Source organism: Haloferula sargassicola, assembly GCF_040362925.1.
Classification (GTDB): domain Bacteria; phylum Verrucomicrobiota; class Verrucomicrobiia; order Verrucomicrobiales; family Akkermansiaceae; genus Haloferula; species Haloferula sargassicola.
Map to the genome: position 1 here is coordinate 16,846 of NZ_BAABRI010000030.1, position 20,221 is coordinate 37,066.

19 protein-coding genes are annotated in these 20,221 nt (G+C 65.9%); 11 read left to right on the forward strand and 8 right to left on the reverse strand.

Annotated elements, in window-relative coordinates:
• The first annotated feature begins 6 nt into the window (after positions 1-6).
• Positions 7-747, forward strand: a complete 741-nt coding sequence (gene lptB, locus ABXH26_RS19290) for an LPS export ABC transporter ATP-binding protein (RefSeq protein WP_353568740.1) — start codon at positions 7-9, stop codon at positions 745-747.
• A 644-nt stretch (positions 748-1,391) separates the two neighbouring features.
• On the opposite strand, the gene ABXH26_RS19295 is transcribed toward lptB, so the two are convergent.
• Entirely contained in the window at positions 1,392-1,916 is a 525-nt protein-coding gene (locus tag ABXH26_RS19295; protein ID WP_353568741.1) for a hypothetical protein, read from the reverse strand.
• 96 nt (positions 1,917-2,012) lie between these two features.
• Between ABXH26_RS19295 and ABXH26_RS19300 the strand changes: the two genes are divergently transcribed.
• The 3 genes from ABXH26_RS19300 to ABXH26_RS19310 are packed head-to-tail and all read left to right on the forward strand — an operon-like array spanning position 2,013 to position 5,892.
• Complete coding sequence (locus tag ABXH26_RS19300) at positions 2,013-3,344, forward strand: OmpH family outer membrane protein (RefSeq protein WP_353568742.1); 1,332 nt, start codon at positions 2,013-2,015, stop codon at positions 3,342-3,344.
• A 21-nt stretch (positions 3,345-3,365) separates the two neighbouring features.
• The gene (locus ABXH26_RS19305; protein ID WP_353568743.1) at positions 3,366-4,619 is read left to right on the forward strand and encodes a hypothetical protein; all 1,254 of its coding nucleotides are present in this window, start codon (positions 3,366-3,368) and stop codon (positions 4,617-4,619) included.
• Between the two features lie 28 nt (positions 4,620-4,647).
• Entirely contained in the window at positions 4,648-5,892 is a 1,245-nt protein-coding gene (locus ABXH26_RS19310; protein WP_353568744.1) for a hypothetical protein, read from the forward strand.
• Positions 5,893-5,908: 16 nt separating this feature from the next.
• Here the strand turns inward: ABXH26_RS19310 and ABXH26_RS19315 are convergent, their stop codons facing one another.
• Complete coding sequence (locus ABXH26_RS19315) at positions 5,909-6,220, reverse strand: Uma2 family endonuclease (protein ID WP_353568745.1); 312 nt, start codon at positions 6,218-6,220, stop codon at positions 5,909-5,911.
• Complete coding sequence (locus ABXH26_RS19320) at positions 6,211-6,477, reverse strand: Uma2 family endonuclease (RefSeq protein WP_353568746.1); 267 nt, start codon at positions 6,475-6,477, stop codon at positions 6,211-6,213. The genes ABXH26_RS19315 and ABXH26_RS19320 overlap by 10 nt, the downstream gene beginning before the upstream one ends.
• 159 nt (positions 6,478-6,636) lie before the next feature.
• Between ABXH26_RS19320 and proS the strand changes: the two genes are divergently transcribed.
• The gene (proS, locus tag ABXH26_RS19325; protein ID WP_353568747.1) at positions 6,637-8,154 is read left to right on the forward strand and encodes a proline--tRNA ligase; all 1,518 of its coding nucleotides are present in this window, start codon (positions 6,637-6,639) and stop codon (positions 8,152-8,154) included.
• A 57-nt stretch (positions 8,155-8,211) separates the two neighbouring features.
• On the opposite strand, the gene lpxD is transcribed toward proS, so the two are convergent.
• Together lpxD and ABXH26_RS19335 are read right to left on the reverse strand one after the other, a co-directional pair.
• A complete protein-coding gene (gene lpxD, locus ABXH26_RS19330; protein WP_353568748.1) occupies positions 8,212-9,234 on the reverse strand; it encodes a UDP-3-O-(3-hydroxymyristoyl)glucosamine N-acyltransferase in 1,023 nt (340 codons plus the stop codon).
• A gap of 11 nt (positions 9,235-9,245) precedes the next feature.
• Positions 9,246-9,869 carry an OmpH/Skp family outer membrane protein gene (locus tag ABXH26_RS19335; RefSeq protein ID WP_353568749.1) on the reverse strand — a complete coding sequence of 208 codons (624 nt, stop codon included), beginning with the start codon at positions 9,867-9,869 and terminating at the stop codon, positions 9,246-9,248.
• Between the two features lie 117 nt (positions 9,870-9,986).
• On the opposite strand from ABXH26_RS19335, the gene panC reads away from it, so the two are divergent.
• The 4 genes from panC to ABXH26_RS19355 all read left to right on the forward strand — a co-directional run bounded on the left by panC (position 9,987) and on the right by ABXH26_RS19355 (position 13,929).
• Positions 9,987-10,811, forward strand: coding sequence for a pantoate--beta-alanine ligase (gene panC / locus ABXH26_RS19340; RefSeq protein WP_353568750.1), 825 nt, complete (start codon positions 9,987-9,989; stop codon positions 10,809-10,811).
• Between the two features lie 3 nt (positions 10,812-10,814).
• Positions 10,815-11,330, forward strand: a complete 516-nt coding sequence (locus tag ABXH26_RS19345; protein ID WP_353568751.1) for a P-loop NTPase family protein — start codon at positions 10,815-10,817, stop codon at positions 11,328-11,330.
• A gap of 91 nt (positions 11,331-11,421) precedes the next feature.
• Positions 11,422-13,035 carry an L-aspartate oxidase gene (gene nadB, locus ABXH26_RS19350; RefSeq protein WP_353568752.1) on the forward strand — a complete coding sequence of 538 codons (1,614 nt, stop codon included), beginning with the start codon at positions 11,422-11,424 and terminating at the stop codon, positions 13,033-13,035.
• A gap of 15 nt (positions 13,036-13,050) precedes the next feature.
• Positions 13,051-13,929: a hypothetical protein gene (locus ABXH26_RS19355; RefSeq protein WP_353568753.1), complete on the forward strand. Its 879-nt coding sequence runs from the start codon at positions 13,051-13,053 to the stop codon at positions 13,927-13,929.
• 3 nt (positions 13,930-13,932) lie between these two features.
• Here the strand turns inward: ABXH26_RS19355 and ABXH26_RS19360 are convergent, their stop codons facing one another.
• Both ABXH26_RS19360 and ABXH26_RS19365 read right to left on the reverse strand, forming a co-directional pair.
• Positions 13,933-15,615 (reverse strand): transglutaminase-like domain-containing protein, encoded by a 1,683-nt coding sequence (locus tag ABXH26_RS19360; protein WP_353568754.1) that lies wholly within the window; start codon positions 15,613-15,615, stop codon positions 13,933-13,935.
• Between the two features lie 5 nt (positions 15,616-15,620).
• Positions 15,621-16,706 (reverse strand): DUF58 domain-containing protein, encoded by a 1,086-nt coding sequence (locus ABXH26_RS19365; RefSeq protein ID WP_353568755.1) that lies wholly within the window; start codon positions 16,704-16,706, stop codon positions 15,621-15,623.
• Between the two features lie 82 nt (positions 16,707-16,788).
• On the opposite strand from ABXH26_RS19365, the gene gltX reads away from it, so the two are divergent.
• Positions 16,789-18,099 (forward strand): glutamate--tRNA ligase, encoded by a 1,311-nt coding sequence (gltX, locus tag ABXH26_RS19370; protein WP_353568756.1) that lies wholly within the window; start codon positions 16,789-16,791, stop codon positions 18,097-18,099.
• A 156-nt stretch (positions 18,100-18,255) separates the two neighbouring features.
• Positions 18,256-19,119, forward strand: coding sequence for a shikimate dehydrogenase (gene aroE / locus ABXH26_RS19375; protein ID WP_353568757.1), 864 nt, complete (start codon positions 18,256-18,258; stop codon positions 19,117-19,119).
• 3 nt (positions 19,120-19,122) lie between these two features.
• Here the strand turns inward: aroE and ABXH26_RS19380 are convergent, their stop codons facing one another.
• Positions 19,123-20,208, reverse strand: coding sequence for a zinc ribbon domain-containing protein (locus ABXH26_RS19380; protein ID WP_353568758.1), 1,086 nt, complete (start codon positions 20,206-20,208; stop codon positions 19,123-19,125).
• Positions 20,209-20,221 lie beyond the last annotated feature (13 nt).

A 20,221-nucleotide genomic window follows, 5' to 3' on the forward strand; every position in this document is an offset into this window, starting at 1 on the left:
AGCCCCATGGTTTCCCGCTCCCCGATCCTCAACGCGGACTCGCTGCGCAAGTGCTACGGCGGCCGGGCCGTCGTGGATGGCGTTTCGATCGCCGTCTGTCCTGGTGAAATCGTCGGCCTGCTCGGACCGAACGGAGCTGGCAAGACCACGTCCTTCTACATGATCGCCGGCATCGTCCCGCCCGACGACGGCGCGGTAACCTTCGCCGACAGCGACATCACCTCGCTGCCCATGCACCGCCGTGCCCGCCTCGGCCTCGGCTACCTGCCGCAGGAGGAGTCGATTTTCCGCAAGCTGTCGGTCATCGACAACCTGCTGGCCGTGCTGGAAACGCGCAAGGATCTCCACCGCAAACAACGCATCGAGCGGGCCGAGGAGTTGCTCGAGCGCTTCAAGATCACCAAGGTCCGCAAGTCGCAGGCGATCACGCTTTCCGGGGGTGAAAAACGCCGCCTCGCCATCGCCCGCACCCTCTGCACCGAGCCACGCCTGCTGATGCTCGACGAGCCCTTTGCCGGCATTGATCCGATCGCCGTCGAGGACATCCAGAGCATCGTCCGCGAGCTGCGCGAACGCGACGGCCTGGCCATTCTCATCACCGACCACTCGGTGCGCGAGACGCTGTCGATCGTCGACCGCGCCTTCCTCATCCACGATGGAAAGGTGATCCTCGAGGGTGCCTCGGAAGCGTTGGTGAACGACCCCGTCGCCCGCAAGCACTACCTCGGCGAGGACTTCCGGATGTAGCCAAGGAGCGGCGGCTTCGGCCGGGGCGGCAGGCATCGATCGGGGCGGCGGGCATCGACCGCCGGGCAGGTGGGTGGACGGGTCTTCACGGTCGAGTCCCTCCGAGGTCCCACGTGCCGTCTTCAGAAATCCCCGCTGCGAGGAACTCGACGTGGCACGCCCCGCGGGCCGACTGCAACCTCCCCGCCCGGCGGTCGATGCCCGCCGCCCCAATCGAGTCCCTCCGAGGTCCCGCGTGCCGTCTTCAGAAATCCCCGCTGCAAGGACCTCGACGCAGCACACCCCGCGGGCCGACTGCAACCTCCCCGCCCGGCGGTCGATGCCCGCCGCCCCAATCGAATCCCTCCGAGGTCCCACGTGCCGTCCTCAGAGGTCCCCGCTGCAAGGAACTCCACGCAGCACACCCCGCGGGCCGACTGCAACCTCCCAGCCCGGCGGTCGATGCCCGCCGCCCCAATCGAGTCCCTCCGAGGTCCCGCGTGCCGTCTTCAGAGGTCCCCGCTGCGAGGAACTCGACACAGCACGCCCCGCGGGCCGACTGCAACCTCCCCGCCCGGCGGTCGATGCCCGCCGCCCCCGATGCCCGCCGCCCCAGGTCGATGCCCGTCCTGTTTATCGCCCAACCCCCTATTTCGGAATCGCGACTACCCCAGCTTCAGCCGCTCGTCGCTCTCGAGCTTCGCTTCCAGCGTCGGCCAGCCGCCGGGTTTCTGGAGGTTGAAGAAGCGCAGGTAAACCGAGACCACCTGCGGGTCGAACTTGCCCACCAGCGAATCCACCGCGGCATCCAACTTCGTGGCCTCGAATTCGTCCGGCAGGTCGCCGCTGACCGAGCCCTTGCCGTCGTGCTCGATGTCCATCGCATCGCAAAAGGCCGCCAGCATGTCCTGGTTGCCCGCCATCAGCCAGGCCTGCATCAGATGCTCGCCGATGGTCTCCGAGGTCTTGAGCTGGAGCGTCTTGCGGATCCACGCATACTGCTCCGGCAACGGCTTTTTCTGAATGAAGACCGCCCTCAGCTTGCGCGACTGGGCCAGCGTCGAAACGGCGGTCTTGTAGACGTTGCGGTCGTTGTCGCGGAACCAGTCCAGCATGGAGTTCACGACGGACGGATCGACGGCGGAGTAGATTTCGTAGGATTTCACGGCGGACTTGGAGCGCGATTCCATCGGCCGGCCGGTCCGATGCCAAGCCCCAAACGAGCCCCGGCGATTTCACCGGAAAATCCCATCGCCCTCGATTTCATCCGGCATACAATGGCCCTGATGAGCACCGGAACGAAATCCCATCGCGACACTTGGATGCTCGCCGCCGCCCGCACCGCCCGCGGAGTGAACTTCGGCTGGTGGCTGCAGGTGCTCGCCGGCCCGCTGGTGATCGGCTCCGCAGCCGGTGCCGCTGCCCTGCTCCTGCTGCGCCATCGTTTTCCCGCGGGTCCGGCGTGGTCGTGGCCCGCCGGTGCGGGTGGGCTGCTGCTGGTGCTCGCCTTGGTCGCATGGCTCGTCGCCCGCCGCCGGTTTGAATCACCCGAGCGCTCGATGGTCCGCATCGAGGACTCGATGCGTCTGCGCAACGCCCTCTCCGCCGCCCATGCCGGCGTGGCGCCCTGGCCCGAGCCGCCGGCACAGATCGATGCCGGCCTCGGCTGGCGCTGGCAACGCGTGGCCGCCCCGCCGCTGGCCGCGCTCTGCCTGCTGCTGGCCGGCCTTTTCGTCCCGGTCGGGGCCCTTCCCGGTGCCAACGAGGCCCCGTCCGAGGAGCCGATCGCGTGGGAAAAAATCGACGCCGACCTGGAACGGCTCGACCAGGAGGATGTGGTCGACGAGTCCTACCTCGAGGAGATGCGCAAGAAGCTCGAGGAAATGCGGGCCAAAGACGAGGAGGAATGGTTCAGCCACTCCTCGCTCGAGGCCACCGATTCACTGAAAAAGCGGCATGAAAACGAGCTCCAGCGGCTCGAACGCGAGGCGGGCCGCGCCGACCGCGCGCTCGGCAACTTGCAGAAGAACGCCGGCAGTCTCTCCCAGGAACGCAAGGAGCAGCTGCTCCAGCAATTCGACGACGCCCTGCAGGGCATGCAAAACGGCGCGCTGCGACCCAACCAGGAACTCCTCCAGCAGCTCCAGCAGCTCAACCCCAACGACCTCGGGCAGCTCAATCCCGATCAACTCCAACAGCTTCGCGAAAACCTCCAGAAATGCGGGCAGGCCTGCCAAGACTGCCAAGGAGGCGGCGAGGGTGAGGACTGGATGGATGAACTGATGGCCGGCGAGGGCGACCAACCGGGCGAAGGTGAGGGCGACCGACCCGGCAAAGGCGGTATCGACCGCGGCCCCGGCGAAGCCGGCGGCGTGCTCGGCAAGGAGGGCGAGTCCCTGAAGACCGGCGACCTTGAAACGCTCGAAGCCAAGGACCTCTCCCGCGCCCTGCCCGGCGACCTGCTCCAAATCCAGGACGGCGAGCACCAGGTCGATGAAACCGCCACCACCGACCACGCCGGCGGCGCGGTCGGCACCACCGGCTCCGGCGGCGACCGCGTCTGGCGAGAATCTCTCGACCCCGACGAGCAACGGGCGCTGAAGAGGTTTTTCGAGTGATTCAAAACCGCTGTCTCTCGTGTGAAATCCAAACTTATTTCGGTCGGTATCGCCGGCATCATTTGCTTCTGCCTTGGATGGCTGTCATCACCGGGTAGATCACCCTCCGAGTCGATCGACCCGCCCGCTGCTGCAGAGCGCTTTGGCACCCTCGATGCCACACGCAATGGAGACGAACGCCCGGACGTGCAACGTCTACGAAGCATCTTGGCGTCGGGCGAAGAGAGCTATCCGGACGCGGTCAAAGCCGTTGATGAGCTGTCCCGTGAGGACATCCCGACCGCCTTGGATTCCATCTCGTCAACAGCGGGGATCCGAGGACTCCAGTGGCCTGAAAAGAACATCCTCAATAAGCTCGTGAATCGGTGGTACGAGGAGGACTCCGAAGCCGCTTTGGCTTGGATTCAGTCACTCGACCATCCGGGAAATCGGCAATTTTTCCTCGAGCAGATCGCTTCTTCCATGGCGATCGCCGATGTCAGCAAGGCGGTCGAGTTCATGGAAACCCATTTCGATGCGAGCAGCTCTCCCGTCGATTTCCCCAACAATCTTTTCGACCTTGCGGCCAAGGTGAACCCGGACCTCCTTGTGAGAGCCTGCGCTCTCTCGATCAGGAAGGGAAGCTCGGGTAGTGCCATGTTGGTCCAATTCCCCATCGACTTTGATTTCGCAGGCTGTCTCGGGGGCTTCGAGGACCTCGCGAAAAGGATGCAGCCAGGCGAGTCCATTTCCAACATGCCGTCCAACCTTCTTTCAAGTTGGGCAAAAGCTGATCCTCAGGCGGCCTATGAATGGACGACCTCAATAAGAAAGGAAGAGTGGGCTTCCAGATTGCCGTTTCACTTTGGCGTCAACGACTTCTTCGAAGGGTATGCGGAGGCATCGTCGCCGGAAACCTACGGCAACTTTGTTGCGGAGGTTTTGGAGATCCATCAGGCGGATCCCGAAACCCTGACCGATAGCTGGTATGCCCTCGCGGCGAAATCGGACACTGCAACCATCGATTCCTTCTTGAACGCGGCAAGCCGAGAGGTTCCAGAAGCTTCGGTCATCAAATCGATTCTCAGCAAGTCATTTGCTTGCTCGGGAGGGAGCTATGATTCACTCCGTTCGGAACTCTTCAGCCGGCTTTCCCCCGAAGTCCGGATGGAGTTCCTTCAAGAGTCCATCGCGCTTGGGAACGATAACCCGGGACCCTTCAATGACCTGGCCCGAAGCATGATAAGCCTCGGCTACAGTGAGGAAGAGCTCAAATCCCTGCTCAAGCAGCCTTGATAGGTCGAAAGGATCCCGTCCCTTCCTCGTGAAAGCACACGCTCTCAACACCCTGTTCTCCGTTTCGCTCGGGATCGTCATCGGCTGGCTCCTGATCGGTCGCGACTCCCACTCCGACAACGGTCGGGCAGCCGACGTCCTCGGGCGAAATCAGGGAGAGTCCGCGGCACGAATCGTCGAGAGCGGCGCGGCCAGGCATCTTCGCAGCCTTTTGGCGTCGGACGAAATCGACAACGAAGCCTTCAGCAAGGCCGAGGCCGAACTCGACCCTTCTGAGATCGGGGAAGTGGTGGAGTGGTTGTCCATGCAAGGCGGACTTCAAGGGCTGGACTTCAAGAAGAAGAGCTATCTTCGAAACCTCATCTTTCGGTGGCACCAACTCGACCCGGAAGCAGCTCTGGCTTGGATCGCATCCAGAGAACACCCCGGTGACCGGCAGTTCTACTACCGTCAGATCACCGCGGTGATGGGCTTGGACGATCTTCCGGCCGCCATCGATTTCCTCGAAAAACACGTCGATCCCAATGCGCCCACCGAAGATTTCCCTTACGATCTCTTCTCTTTGGCGGCGAAAGAAGATCCCGACCTGCTGGTGCGGCTGTGTGGCTTGTCCGTCAATTCAGGTTCATCCATGTTCAGTCTCCCGATCGATTTTCCCGAGGGCTTTGATTTCCGCCGCTGTGTGGAGGGCTTTGCATCCCTCGCCGCCGGGCTTTCCGACGGACAGCGGATCTCCAATATGCCGGTGAATCTGGTGACGGAATGGAGCAAGATCGATCCGCAAGCTGCTTTCGAATGGGCGATCACCACCGATGCAGCAGTTTGGGAGCGACGGGCCAGCGGGCCCGATCCGCTCACCCAATTCTTCTCAGGCTTCGCCAGCGCTTCCGATACCCGGACCTACGGATCGTTTGTCGCGGACTTCTATCGCAGCCGGTCCGACGCCGAAACGACAGCGTCGCAGACTCTCGACGCGCTGTCCGCCAAACCAGACAGCGCCACCATCGACGCATTTCTGGCGGAAGTTTCACCCGAGGGAAATTCGGATGTCGTGATCAGCCAAATCCTTCCCACGGCGTTCCATCAGTATGGCCAAGCTCCTGAGTCGCTACGCTCCGAACTATTTGCCCGCATGACCCCGGCGGGACGGCTGGCGTTTATCAAGGACCTGACTTCCCAGCCTGGAACGACACGAGCCTACATCGACTTGGTCCGCAGCCTCCCCCAGCTCGGTCACACGGAAGAGGAAATCCGTCAGGCGACGGCAAAGTGAGGATTCCACCCACCCCTCAAACCGCGGTGTCCTCGTAAAGATCTGCCAAGGCCAGCGAGGCCTCGATTTCCGGCAGCTCGATGACCTGCGAGCGATCCTGATAATCTTCCGACCGAAAACCCTCGTCGGGCTGGCGCCGGTGAACCACGACATGGCAACTCTCGGAATCGACGAGGAGAAGCACCTTGAGCGAGGGGAGATGAAAATAGCCTTGGCGCTTCTCCGTCTGATCGATCCGACGGATGGATTCGCTGAGCACCTCGATCACCACGACAGGATTCCGCGCGTAGCGGGGGTCATCGGATTCCGGCGAACCGATCACCGACACATCGGGATAGTAAAAGCGGACATATCCGGAAAATCGATCCGGACCTTCAAGTCGCTGGTGAAAGGTCGGCAGGGCTTTCCCCGAAGTAGCCCGAACAATGAGCCGATCGCATTCGCAGCAATCGCCGAGTGATCCCTCGTCCCACCCGCCATCGCATGCACCTCGCCGCCGATGTACTCGTGCTTCGTCTCGGCGATCTCTTCGCCATGGAGGTAGTCGTCCACGGAAATCGCTACGGCTTTCGGAAGCGCGATCATGATCGCCACCCTAGACAACCCCAACGTCGAAGCAAGTCGCCCGGAAGCCCCTCCAAAAACCGCTATCGACGCGCGCCCGGCTTTCCTCTAATCCCGCGCGGCGCAGCGGCGGTGTCTTCCCACTGATCACTGCTCACCGATCACTTTCCACTTCCCACCATGTCCGCTCCCAAGACCGCCATCACGCCCACCCGTGCCGAGGATTTTCCCGAATGGTACCAGCAGGTCATCAAGGCCGCCGACCTCGCGGAAAACTCGGAGACCCGCGGCTGCATGGTCATCAAGCCGTGGGGCTACGGCATCTGGGAACTCATCCAGCAGCAGCTCGACCGCCGCTTCAAGGAGACCGGCCACCAGAACGCCTACTTCCCGCTGCTGATCCCGCTTTCCTACCTCGAAAAGGAAGCCGAGCACGCGGAAGGCTTCGCGACCGAGTGCGCGGTGGTCACCCACCACCGGCTTGAGGCGGTGAAGGACGAGGAAACGGGGAAGACGAAGATGATTCCCACCGGCGAACTGGCCGAGCCCTACGTGATCCGGCCGACTTCCGAAACCATCATCGGGGCTGCGTTTTCCCGCTGGGTCCAGAGCTACCGCGACCTGCCGCTGCTGATCAACCAATGGGCTAACGTGATGCGCTGGGAGATGCGCCCGCGGCTGTTTCTGCGGACGGCCGAGTTCCTCTGGCAGGAAGGCCACACCGCGCACGAGACGGCCGAGGAGGCGATCGCCGAGACGCGGCTGATGCACCAGGTCTATGCCGAGTTCCTGCGCGACCACCTCGCGATCCCGGTGATTCCCGGGGAAAAAACCGAGAACGAGCGTTTCCCCGGCGCCGACATGACCCTCACCGTCGAGGCCATGGTGCAGGACCGGAAGGCCATCCAGGCCGGCACCTCGCACTTCCTTGGCCAGAATTTCTCGAAGGCCCAGGACATTTCCTTCACCGGCCGCGATGGCAAGGTGGAGCACGCCTTCACCACCTCGTGGGGCGTCTCGACCCGGATGATCGGCACGCTGATCATGGCGCACTCGGACGACGACGGCTTGGTGCTGCCGCCGCGGGTGGCGACGCAGCAGGTCGTCATCATCCCGGTCACACCGAAGGAGGACAGCAAACAGGCCGTGATCGACAGCTGCCACGCCCTCGCCGAAACCCTGCGCGGCCACCGTTTCCACGGCGATCCGCTGCGCGTGCTGGTCGATGACCGCGACCTGCAGGGCGGCGTAAAGAAGTGGGAGTGGGTGAAAAAAGGCACTCCGATCCGGATCGAGATCGGCCCGCGCGACGTCGAAAGCCGCAAGGTTTGCCTCAACCGCCGCGACCGCGCCGCCAACGAAAAGGCCTTCATCGACAAGGAGGAATTCATCCGCGACGCCGCCGATCTGCTTCAGGAAATCCACGATGCGCTGCTGGAGAAAGCGGTCGCCTTCCGCGACGCCAACATCACCGAGTGCGGCGAACTGGCGGCCTTCGATGCCCATTGGGCCCAGGACAATCCGGGCTGGCTGCTCACTCCGTGGGCCGGCACGCCGGAGGAGGAGGACGAGCTGAGCAAGAAGCACAAGATCACGATCCGCTGCCTGCCGCTCGACGGCCAGGATGGTGCCGAGGCACCCTGCCTGCTGACCGGAAAGCCGACGCAGCAGCGTGCGATCTGGGGTCGTAGCTACTGAACGGATCGGCCGAGACGCCCTTCCACCGTGGATGAGCGACTCGAAAAGTCGCTCTCCCTATTGCTCTTCGAGCTTCTTCACCCGCTTGAGCAGCTCCGGCGTCTTGCGCAGGGCGGCGCGCAGACGCTGTTCTTCGATGTAGCCGTGGGCCGGGTTGCCGCCGTAGGTCTTGTCGCCTTCGAGCGACTGCGTGACGCCGGTCCGGGCGGTGAGCACCGCGCGGTCGCCGACCTTGATGTGGCCGACCATGCCGACCTGGGCGGCCACGACCACGTGGCTGCCGGTCTTCGAGCTGCCGGCGATGCCGCTTTGGGAAACGATGATGTTGTGGGGCCCGACCTGCACGTTGTGGCCGAGCTGGACCAAGTTGTCGATCTTGCTGCCGGTGCCGATCACCGTGCGGCCGAAACGCGCGCGGTCGATGGTCGTGTTGGCGCCGATTTCGACGTCGTCCTGCAGCTCGACGATTCCGATCTGGTCGATCTTGATGTGGCGGCCCTTCACCGTTTCGTAGCCGAATCCATCCGAGCCGATGACCGCCCCGGGCTGCAGGATCACCCGGTCACCCAGGAGGCAGCGCTCGCGGATGGAGACGTTGGCATGGATGAGGCAGTCGCGGCCCATCACCACGCCCTCGCCGATGACCGCGTTGGGGCCGATTTCCGAGCCATCGCCGATGACCGCGCCGGCCATCACCACCGCGCCGGCATGGACGCGGACTTTCTCCGGATCGAGCTGCGCGGTCGGATCGACGCAGGCCTTTTCATGGACGCCCGGCACGAAGCGACGGGCCAGGCCCTCGGTGAAGGATTTCACCACGATGCCGAAGGCAAAGGACGGGTTCTCCGCCGCGACGAGGGCCACGCCCCCGGGCCCCTCGGTCAACCCGCGCGGCACGATCACCGCGCCGGCCTTGGTTTCCAGGAACTGCTGGCGGTATTTCTCGTTTCCCAGAAACGATATGTCGGACGGCCCCGCCTCATCGAGCGCGGCGATGCCCTCCAGAACGAGATCGAGCCCGCCCCGGACGACGTCTCCGTCGATCCTCTGGGCGAGCTCGGAAAGTGTGAGCCGGCTCACGTGCGTGAGGTTTACTCGGTGGCCTCGTCGCCCTCGGGAGCTTCTTCAGCAGGCTTGGCGCCGTCCTTCGGTGCGTCCTTGTTGAGGTCGACGAGCAGCGTCGGGGTGATGTCGGTGGCGTCCTTGGTGTAGAGGAGCACCGGCACCTGCGAGGTGCTCAGGCCGGACTTGTCGAAGACGAAATCGAAGTCCTCCTTCTTGGCCTGCTCCTCGACCAGCTTGCGGATTTCCTCGAGGATGCCCTTCATGCGCTGGACCATCTTTTCGTTGAGGGCCTGCGTGCGGCGCTGCTGGAATTCGCGGCGCTCGCGGTCGAGGGCGATGCCCTCCTGCTGCTTCATCTGCCAGTCGCGGTGGACTTCCTGCTTCTTGGAGTCGCTCACCGACGGATCATCGAGCATTTTGCGCAGCTTCTTCAGCTCTTCGTCGATCTCCTGGATGCGGGCGTAGCGCTCGTTGAGTTCCTTCTGGATGCGGGCCCGCTCGACGTTGACCTGCTGCTGCGCCTCTTCCGTGCGGTAGTATTCCTTGAACAGCTGCTGCATGTCGACCGTGGCGATTTTGAGCGCGTCCTGGGCAAGAGAAGTGCCACACAGGACAGCGGCCACGGCGAAGGGGATAAGGCGACGAATCATAAGAATGGATGGGATTTCCCGCTAGGGTTCGGGGGCACCCTGAACGGATTTCCGGGACTCGTCAACGCCCACTCCCCGCCCTTGCGGGCAAAAAGCCGGCCCTCCATGCTGGCCGTCATGCGCGTCGTCCACACCGTCCCCGAACTGCGACAGGCCCTGGCCCGCCCGCCGGTCCTCGTGCCCACCATGGGCGCCCTGCACGCGGGCCACCTCGCGCTGATCGATCGTGCCCGCGCCGCCGCCGGGCCGGAGGGCTGCGTGGCCGTCTCCATCTTCGTCAACCCGATCCAGTTCGACCGCGCCGCCGACCTCGAGGCCTACCCCCGCACGCTGGAGTCCGATCTGGAAAAATGCCGCGCCGCCGGGGTCGATGTGGTCTTCGCGCCAGCGGCCGACGCCATGTATTTCCCGGACCGCTCGGTCACTGTGCTGGAGCACTCGCTTTCCAAGACCCTCTGCGGCGCCACCCGGCCGGGGCATTTCGACGGCGTCTGCACCGTCGTCCTGAAGCTCTTCCACCAGTTCCGGCCCGCCGCTGCGGTGTTCGGGGAAAAAGACTTCCAGCAGCTCGCCATCATCCGCCGCATGGTGCGCGATCTCGACGTGCCGGTGGAAATCATCGCCGCTCCGACCGTGCGCGAGCCCGACGGCCTGGCCATGTCGTCGCGCAACGTCCGCCTGACGCCCGAGCAGCGCGCCGATGCCCCCCGCATCCGCCAGGCCCTCGTGGCGGCCGATTCCATCCGCCAAGCCCAGCCCGGCCCCACCGCCGTGCTCGAACGCACCCGCGCCGCCATCGCCTCCCCCCTCAACCGCATCGACTACCTTGAACTCGTCGATGCCGAGACCCTTCAACCCGCCCCCGGTTTCTCCCGTCCCACCGTCCTCGCCACCGCCGTCTTCTACGGGGATGTCCGGCTGATCGATAACATCCGCCTGTGACCGATGCCGACCGTGATCCGCCTCGTGATCCTCGGAAACAGCGGTTCCGGGAAGTCCACCTTGGCCCGCCATCTGTCGCAGCACCTCGGCATGGAGTCGACTCACCTGGATGAGCTTTACTGGATGCCGGGCGGATTTGAATGCAGGCGTCCTCAGGAAGAGATAGCGGAACGCCTCGACGTTTTGAGCCAGTCGGAGGGCTGGGTTGTCGAAGGTGTTTGGGGAGAAATGATCGCCCCTCTCCTGCCTGTCGCCACCCACTTCATGTTCCTGGATCTGCCATGGACCGTCTGCCTTCAGGGATTGAAAGAAAGGGGGCCGGATCCCTCCGTTCCCCACTCCCATCAGCGCTTTTATGAACTGCTGTCGTGGGCGGAGGCTTATTTCAGCCGGGGCGGATCGTGTTCAAGGACCTGCCACCTGACGCTCTTCAACTCCTTTGACGGAAGAAAACTGAGATGCGAAGCACGGCTTCCGGTGGAGCAGGTTCTCCGATGGCTGGTCTCGGGCCGCGCATAATTCCTTGGCCTTCCGCTTACGAAGTCAGTTCAATCCCCGCCCACCCCAGGCTTTCAGCCTTTCAGCTTTTCAGCTTTTCAGCATCCACCCCGTGACCTCCGACTTCCTCGTCCTCGGCTCCGGCATCGCCGGGCTGTCCTTCGCCATCCGCGCCGCGGCCCACGGGTCGGTCACGGTCATCGCCAAAGGCAGCGCGCTCGAATCGAACACCGCCTGGGCGCAGGGCGGCATCGCTTCGGTCCTACCGGAGGGTTTGCGGGACCCGAAGGACTCGGTCGAGTCCCACGTGGCCGATACCCTCGACGCCGGCGCCGGCCTGTGCGACGAAAACGCGGTCCGGACCATCATTTCCGAAGGCGCGGCCACCATCGAGGACCTCGTTTCCCTGGGCTCCGACTTCGACCGTGAGGGCGACCGCTACGCGCTCGGCAAGGAAGGCGGCCACAGCCACCGCCGCATCCTCCACTCCAAGGACACCACCGGCCTGGAGATCGCCACCTCGCTGGTCGAGACCGCCCGGAAGACGCCGAACCTGAAGCTGCTGGAAAACCATTTCGCGATCGACCTGATCACCACCGGCAAGCTCGGCAGCGTCACCGACGACCGCATCCTCGGCGCCTATGTGCTCGATCGCTCCACCGGCGACGTCCGCGTCTACCGCTCGGACCGGGTCATTCTGGCTACCGGGGGCTGCGGAAAAGTCTATCTCTACACGACCAATCCCGACTCCGCGACCGGGGACGGCGTGGCGATGGCGTGGCGCGCGGGCGCGGCGATCGAGAACATGGAGTTCATCCAGTTCCACCCCACCTGCTTCTATAATCCCGCTGCCAGCGGCCCCGAGGCCCGCTCGTTTCTCGTCTCCGAGGCGGTCCGCGGCGAGGGCGCGGTGCTGATCAACGGCAAGGGCGAGGATTTCGTCAAAAACGCCGACCCCCGGGGCTCCCTCGCCCCGCGCGACATCGTCGCCCGCGCCATCGACCGCGAGATCAAGCGCACCGGCGCACCCTGCGTTTACCTCGACATCACCCACAAGCCGCCCGGCTTTTTCCGCGACCGCTTTCCCTTCATCCACGACAAGCTGCTGTCCTTCGGGCTCGATGCCGAAAAGCAGCCGATCCCGGTCGTCCCCGCCGCCCACTACCAGTGCGGCGGCGTGAAGACCGACCTCGACGGCCGCACCACCATCCGCGGGCTGCACGCCATCGGCGAGGTCGCCTGCACCGGCCTCCACGGCGCCAACCGCCTGGCCTCGAACTCGTTGCTGGAGGCCAACGTGCTCGCCCGCCGGGCGCTCGACCGGATCCTGCGCCATCATCCGCCGGAAAAACCCAGCCCGGAAGCCCCTGCGATCCCGCCTTGGGAACACGGCGACACCACCCCGCCGGACGAACAGGTCGTCATTTACCACAACTGGGACGAGCTGCGCCGGCTGATGTGGGACTACGTTTCCATCGTCCGCACCAACAACCGCCTGCGGCGCGCCGGCACGCGTTTGCGCAACCTCAAGAAGGAGGTCCACGAGTTCTACTGGGGGCACCGTGTCAATGCGGACATCCTGGAATTGCGCAACCTCGTGGATGTTGCTTCACTCGTTGTCGACAGTGCGATCCGCCGCCGCGAATCGAGGGGCTTGCACCATACGCTAGACTATCCGCAGAGCGACGAGGCATTCGCCCGCAACACCATGCTTCGTCGCTTCTGATCTTCCCCGTCCCGAATGCCGAACGTTCACCCCACCCTTGCGCTTGCGATGACCCTCGTCGCGACGTCGCTTGGTGTACAGGCGCAGACGGCGGCCAGCAGCTCGGCCATGCCGCGGGTCATCATCCCGACCGCCCGCCAGCCGATCCGGACGACCCGCACGCCGTCCACGCCGAACGGCCAGCTCTACCCCTGGCGGCAGAACATCACCGCCACCGTGTTCTGGATCGGCGAGCAGCCCACGCAGAACAACCCCGTCCCCAACTGCAAGTCTTCCTGGGACCAGAACTGGATGGCGAACTACGGCGGCTACGACAACCCCGACCCCCGCGCCCGCGTGGCGGACCACCGGACGTCCGACTTCCGGCCGAAGGGCTTCATCCCGCGGCTCAACCCCTTCTACATCGCCCTGCCCTACAACGACGTGCTCCGCCACGGCGTTCACAAGTCCGAGGCCTCGCGGGTGATTCCGTGGTTCCGGCGCTTCAATCCCAAGCCGGGCAAGACCGTTCTCAAGGGCCGCTGGGTCCAGATCTACCACGGCGGCCGTAGTTGTTACGCCCAATGGGAGGATTGCGGCCCGTTCGTCACCGACGACTGGTCCTACGTCTTCGGCAACTCCCGCCCGAAGAACCACAACAACAAGGACGCCGCGATCGACATCTCGCCCTCGATCCGGGATTACCTCGACCTCCAGTCCGGGGAAAAATGTCACTGGCGCTTCGTCGAGGCCGCCCAGGTCCCCTACGGGCCGTGGAAAAAATACGGCAACGCCAACCAGGTCGCCGCCGACGGCACCGACTTCGAGGCCAAACGCCGCTACCTCGAATACCTGCGCAAACTACGGGACCAGCAGTACCAGCAGAAGTCGCTGGACCAGCTGCAGGGCCGCTGATCGTCAGTTCCGCGCCCAGGCCAGCGCCTGCCTCGCCAGCTCCCGCTCTTTCCGGGAATCGCGCGCACTTTCCTCGTAGCGGACACCGTAGTGATACCGCACCAGGTCCGCCGCGAAGTCGGGCCGTTCGTCCAGCCGCGTGAGGAGAGCTTTGAGGGTCACACCCGGCTCCACCGCCACACCCCGTCGCGCACAGCCCTGCCGGAAAAGCCGGTCATAGCGCGCGAGGCCGTTTTTCGATCCGGAAACAAAGCCCGCGCCGACCTCGCGTCTGCGGCGGGCGATTCCCACGGCCGCCAGGACCGCCAGCAAGCCCGCCAGCGCCGGCCCCAGCCAGCTTTCCCCCCTGTGACGCCCGGGCAGGGGCGCGATGTCCTCGTCGTCCGTGCCACGGACCGGTGCCAGCTCGTCCGCCGAGGCCAGCTTCGGCCGGCCGCCGCCGACCGCCTGCGGCGGGGTCGGATCCATCACCACCCAGCCGCGGCCCTCCAGCCAAACCTCGGCCCACGCATGGGCGTCGCGCGCGCGAAAGACGAACCATTTACCGGACTCATAGTAGGTCCCTCCGGCCCAGCCGTAGGCGATCCTCGACGGCACCCCGAGGCAGCGCGCCGCCAGCGCCCCGGCCGTGGCGAACAGCTCGCAGTGGCCCCGCCGCTCCTCGAACAGGAAGTTTTCCAGCGGATCCAGGCCCCGCGGGTTGTCGAAGCTCAGCGAATAGTCGGCGTGCTCCCGCAGCCGGTCGCGCAAGCGCCGCAGGCGGTCCTCGATGGGTCCCTCGCCCGCGTAGCGGAGCGCCAGCTCGCGCAGGCCGGGCGCGATCCTGCCCTCCGGTCGCCGCATGAAATCGCCGCCCGGAGGGATTTGCGGAGCATCATCCGCAGCCCCCGGCTGGTCGAGCGTGCGCGGCCGCGAAACCGCGAGGTAGTTCGTCGCGCCCGCATCCGGCAGCAGCAGCAGGCCCTGCCGGCGGCGCAGCTCGTCGCGGTTCACCGCTTGCAGGCCTTGCAGCACCACCAGCGGCTGGCCGGACGACTGGCTCGCGCCGAGCCAGATGCGGTGGGCGATCCCGCCCTGCTGATTGTTAAAGCGGATCCAGCCATCGTTTCCCGCCGTGATCCTGCCGCCCGGTTCCGCCGCGCCGGACCAGACTCCGTCCGCATAGCGCCCCAGCGAGAAGGCCTCGACATACAGTCGCTGGCCCAACAGCGGGCCCTCGTCGCCCTCCGCCTGCAGGAACACCTCCGGCCGGTTCGCGGGCTGCAGGTTCGCACGCCGCGGCAGCTCGCGGCGGCCGGCCTCGTCCCACAGCCAATTGCCCGACCGCGCCTCGGGCGCCGGGCCGGAGATTTCGGCCGGCTCCGTCGCGGGTCCCGACTTCCACAGCGTTTCGAGACGCGCGGCGACGGCCTCGGCCGGTGCCGGGACCAGCGACAGCACGGAAAACAAGCCCGCCACCAAGGCCACCCCGCCGAGCGCCAGCGCCGCCCGATCCAGCCAGGCGACCGGCCTCCGCGCATGGCCCGGCGTGCCCTCCGGCCCCCGGCGCCGCGACCACCCGCCGAGCCCCAGCGCCAGCGCCAGCGCAGCGGCCAGCACGCTCCAGGGCTCGCCCGGCCGGCCCTGCATCAGGCTCACGGCGGCGGCCACCGCGCCCAGCAACGCCGCGGCGGCGATCCAACGCATCCGCTTCACCGCAGGCCTCCTTTCTCGAATCGCACCACGTCCACCGCCGACTCCGGGTCGCTCAGCCAGGCCTGCCAGTGGGCCGCCGCCTGGTCGGAGAACACGCGGATCGGCCCGCGGGTTTCGGCCAGGCGGCCGAGCACCTCGTGCTTCTGCGTGCCGCTCGCCCGCCGCGCCCGGGCCAGGATTTCACCGGCTTCCGCCAGGTCGCTGCGCCGCGCCATCCGCTGCGGCACCCACTCCAGAAAGTCCGCCAGCCACACCACCGTCCGCCCCATTCCCACCAGGCGCTCCGTTTCGCCCCACAGGAGCGACACCGCCCGCTCGAAGCGCGCCGGCCGGATCAGCCCGCCATCGCCGCACGAGTGAAACACCAGCCATACCTCCTCGTCCCGCCCGCCCGGCGGATCCGGCTCCGCCACCATCAGCCCGCCGCCACGCGCAGCCGATCGGACGCTCGCCGGCCAGCGGATCGTTTTCACCCGGTCCCCGGCCATGTAACCGCGCAGTCCACGCCGGTCACCCGGCTCCTCGAGCCACGACCGGGCCGGCGTTTCCCCGCCGCGCTCCCAGCCCCAAGCCCGCGCCGGCGGCCGGATCGGGCGCGGCAGCACGATCATTTCCTGCTCCAAGCGCCACTCGCTGCGGAACTCGAACAAGCCCCAGGGAAAGTCCGACCTGGCCTCCACGGACAACGCCTCGGCGAGGCCCCGATCCGGTGCCTGAAAAGCCAGCCCGCCCCCAGCCTGCGACCCCGCCGGCACCCACGGCACCGCCATTTCCAGCGCCATCCGGCCTGGTCCGCTGATCGAAATCCCGAGCCGGAATCCGTCCAGCCAACGCCGCCGGTTCGAAAGCGTTAGCCGCGCCCGCGCCGGGCTCTCCGCCACCACCGCCCGCGGTCCTTCCAGCCTGGCAGCGAGCTGGGAAACATTCGCCCGACCGAGGACCCACGCCACCCCGAGCAGCAGCAGCCCGGCCGCCGAGACGGCCAGCAGGGCGCCATCGACCCGCAGCAGCCCGGCCACCGCCAGCGCCGCCGAGGTGCCCGCCACCCAGTGGCCGCGCGTGCCGATCCTTCCGCGTGTCATTTCCCGCAGCCACCAGACACCGCCGGCCGGCGCGCGGCAACTTTTCCTTGGCATCCGCGCGGTCCCGCGTCGCACTGCCGCCATGCACGTCCGCACCCGCTTCGCTCCCTCGCCGACCGGCTACCTCCACGTCGGCGGCGCGCGCACCGCCCTCTTCAACTACCTCTTCGCCCGCAAGCACGACGGCACGTTCGTGCTGCGCGTCGAGGATACCGACCAGGCCCGCAACACCGACGAAGCCCGCGCCGCGATCTTCGACGGCATGAGCTGGCTCGGCCTCGACTGGGATGAGGGCGAGGGAAAAGGCGGCGATTTCGGCCCCTACAACCAGTCCCAGCGCACCGCCCATTACGACAAGTGGTTCGACGTGCTGAAACAGAAGGACCGCGTCTATGAAGACGACGGCGCTTGGCGTTTCCGCTTCGAGCGCAAGCCGATCACCATGACCGACCTCGTCTGCGGCGAGGTCACCATCGACTACACCAACCTCGACAACACGCCGGACATGGTCGTGCGCCGCTCCGACGGCAGTTACGTGTTTCACTTCGTCAACGTGGTCGACGACCTGGAAATGCAGATCACCCACGTGATCCGCGGCGAGGACCACCTCATGAACACGCCGAAGCACCTCCAACTGTTCGAGGCCTTCGGCGTGGAGCCGCCGCAGTATGCGCACATTCCCCTGATCCTGAATGCCGACGGCTCCAAGATGTCGAAGCGCGACACCGGCGCCGCGGTCGGCGACTACTCGCGGCAGGGCTACCTGCCGGAGGGCGTGGTCAATTTCCTCGCGCTCCTCGGCTGGAACCCGAAGACCGACGAGGAGGTCTTCACCCTGGCCGAGCTGGTCGACCGGTTTTCCCTGGAAAACGTCAACCGCTCACCCGCCCGCTTCGACCTCGAAAAGTGCGCCTGGCTCAACCAGCAGCACCTGCTCAAGCTCTCGCCCGACGACTTCGCCGCCGCGGCCAAGCCCTTCGTCGAGGCCGCCGGACTGCCCATCACCGACCGCTACCCCGCCGCCGCCGCCGCGGTGCGGGAAAAGGTCCGCCTGCTCCCCGAGGTGCCGGCGGCGCTCGATTTCCTCCTGCTCGACGAGATCGCGATCGAGGACGAGCCGCTGGCCAAGGTGAAGAACAACGCCGCGGCCAAGGAACTCCTCGCCGCCTTGGCCGAGAGTTTCGCCGGCATCCAGAACTGGTCCGCCGACACCGCCAAGCAGGCCATCGGCGAAACCGCCCAGGCGAACGGCGCGAAGCCCGGCCAGCTCATGTTTCCCACCCGCGTCGCCCTCAGCGGCAAGGCCGGCGGACCCGACCTCGGCGACATCCTCGCCATCCTCGGAAAGGATGAGAGCGTGAAGCGCCTGCGCTCGTTCGCCGAGAAGCTCTGAACAGAGTGCCTCCAGATGGAGCGCCGATTATGAAATCGGCATCGCCTGTTCGTTGACATCCCCATTTCTCGATAGACAGCCCCCCAAGCCTTCTACCCCAGCCGGATTCCGGCACACCAGTCACCGCGATGCCGATTTCATAATCGGCGCTCCATCATGCCCTTCACTCTCGCCAACCTCCCCGAAGCCTCCGCCGCGCGCCTTGCCGTCATCGGCCAGCCGGTCGCGCACTCGCTTTCACCCCAGATGCACCAGCCGGCGCTCGATGAAGCCGGCATCGACGCCCGCTACATCGCGCTGGAAGTCGGGCCCGGGCAAGTGAAGGAAGCCTTCATCCGCATGCGGGAACTCGGTTTCATCGGCTGCAATGTCACCGTGCCGCACAAGTTCGACGCGCTGGAGGCCTGCGATGAAATCGACGACACCGCCCGCGACCTCGGCGCGGTGAACACGGTGCGCTTCGATGACGACGCGACCCGCGGCACCAACACCGACGGTTACGGCTTCGAACATGCCGTGAAAGAATCGCTGGGCCTCAAGCTGCCCGGTCTTTCCGTGATGATCGTGGGTGCCGGCGGCGGAGCGGGAGGCGCGATCGCCGCCCATTGCGCGCGGGCCGGCGTGGCGCGGCTGATTCTGGTCAACCGCACCGAGTCGAAGATCGAAGTGCTGGGTCGCACGCTGCGCGAGCGCCACCCGCGGCTCGACCTCGCCACGCTCGGCACGCAGGACACCGTGCTGCCGGCCTTGGCCGCCGCCTGCACCTTGATCGTCAACACCACCTCGCTCGGGCTGAAGGAAAGCGACCCTTCGCCGCTGCCGGCGGGCTACCTGCACTCGAACCACCATGTGTTCGATACCATCTACAAGCCGACCGCTCTGATCCGCGCGGCCGAGGCGGCGGGCGCGCACCATGCCAACGGCCACCTGATGCTCCTGCACCAAGGCATCGCCGCGTTCCGGTTCTGGTTCCCGGGAAGCGACCCGGATGCCGCCATGCGCCGCGGTCTCGGGCTTTGAGGCCTACTGCTTTTTCGGCTCCGGCCGACCGCGGTCGTCGATGTCCATCCAGTGGCAGGCCACCACCTTGTCGAGGATCAGCGTCAGGCGGCCGTTCTCGTCCTTCGGCCCGAGGTGCAGCCGCACCCGGACCCGGATCATGCCGAGTGGATCATCCTGGGTGAGGCCCGCATTGAACGGCGAGCCGCCGGCATCGCGCAGCTCGAAGGCCTCGGCGAGCTTGACGCCATCCTCGGAGCTTGGATCGACCTGCACCTCCGGCGAAGCGGGGCCGAATTCGCCGGGCCGCCGGGTGGACGGCTGGTGGAGGATGATCCGGGAAACGTCGCCCACGCCCAGGCTCGCGCTCGCCCGGCGCCGGGCGAGCAGCCGGAATTCCCCCGACTCATCGCCCAGTCCGCTGACGAACACCGGCCAGGTTTCCGTGGAGTAGCGCACCATTTGCTCCCAGTCGATCGCCCACGCGCCTTCCTCGTTGTGGCGGAAAACGGCCTCCAACCGATCGCCGTTTTCCAGCTCCCACAGGCTGCCGGCCGATTGGCCTTCCGAGGTCCCGAACACCGTGAAGGACCGGTTCCGCACCAGGGTGTTGCGATCGATCAGGACCAGCTCCTCAGGCCACCGGCTCATGCGTTCCAGGGAGCGCGTGGGATGGAGCGTCAGCGGAGCCCGGATCTCCGGCGCCACGCTGGAATAATAGCCGCGCAGCAGCGGATAACACCGCGTGTAGGCGTCGTTCAGCTCGCGCATGCTTTCGCTGCTCTCCCCGATGTCGATCGTCGCCTGCGTGTCCTCGTTGCTGCTGAAAAGACGGGCCAGCGCGATGATGCCGGCGATCACCGACAGGAACCCGACCCAAGCCACCGTGAACTTCAGCAGGCCGCCGGAATCCTTCGCCTGAGCGGCCGTTTTTTCCACCCGGCCGGCCCCTTCGGCTTCGGCTGGCGCGGACAGTGCCATGTGGTAGGCCATCTCCGAATCGCTCACCACCGGGTTCTGGCCGCAGACGGGACAACGCCCGTCCTCGGACTCCTCGAAAAGGTGCCCGCAGCGACCGCAGTGATACCATCCATCGGTTTGTTCCGTCATCGGCTGATGGCGC

Coding starts and splice junctions, on each gene's coding strand:
- aroE (WP_353568757.1), top strand. CDS start 18,256: ATGCCCTTCACTCTCGCCAACCTCCCCGAAGCCTCCGCCGCGCGCCTT.
- lptB (WP_353568740.1), top strand. CDS start 7: ATGGTTTCCCGCTCCCCGATCCTCAACGCGGACTCGCTGCGCAAGTGC.
- proS (WP_353568747.1), top strand. CDS start 6,637: ATGTCCGCTCCCAAGACCGCCATCACGCCCACCCGTGCCGAGGATTTT.
- ABXH26_RS19300 (WP_353568742.1), top strand. CDS start 2,013: ATGAGCACCGGAACGAAATCCCATCGCGACACTTGGATGCTCGCCGCC.
- ABXH26_RS19335 (WP_353568749.1), bottom strand. CDS start 9,869: ATGATTCGTCGCCTTATCCCCTTCGCCGTGGCCGCTGTCCTGTGTGGC.
- panC (WP_353568750.1), top strand. CDS start 9,987: ATGCGCGTCGTCCACACCGTCCCCGAACTGCGACAGGCCCTGGCCCGC.
- ABXH26_RS19380 (WP_353568758.1), bottom strand. CDS start 20,208: ATGACGGAACAAACCGATGGATGGTATCACTGCGGTCGCTGCGGGCAC.
- ABXH26_RS19360 (WP_353568754.1), bottom strand. CDS start 15,615: ATGCGTTGGATCGCCGCCGCGGCGTTGCTGGGCGCGGTGGCCGCCGCC.
- ABXH26_RS19345 (WP_353568751.1), top strand. CDS start 10,815: ATGCCGACCGTGATCCGCCTCGTGATCCTCGGAAACAGCGGTTCCGGG.
- ABXH26_RS19355 (WP_353568753.1), top strand. CDS start 13,051: ATGCCGAACGTTCACCCCACCCTTGCGCTTGCGATGACCCTCGTCGCG.
- ABXH26_RS19320 (WP_353568746.1), bottom strand. CDS start 6,477: ATGATCGCGCTTCCGAAAGCCGTAGCGATTTCCGTGGACGACTACCTC.
- gltX (WP_353568756.1), top strand. CDS start 16,789: ATGCACGTCCGCACCCGCTTCGCTCCCTCGCCGACCGGCTACCTCCAC.
- ABXH26_RS19295 (WP_353568741.1), bottom strand. CDS start 1,916: ATGGAATCGCGCTCCAAGTCCGCCGTGAAATCCTACGAAATCTACTCC.
- ABXH26_RS19365 (WP_353568755.1), bottom strand. CDS start 16,706: ATGACACGCGGAAGGATCGGCACGCGCGGCCACTGGGTGGCGGGCACC.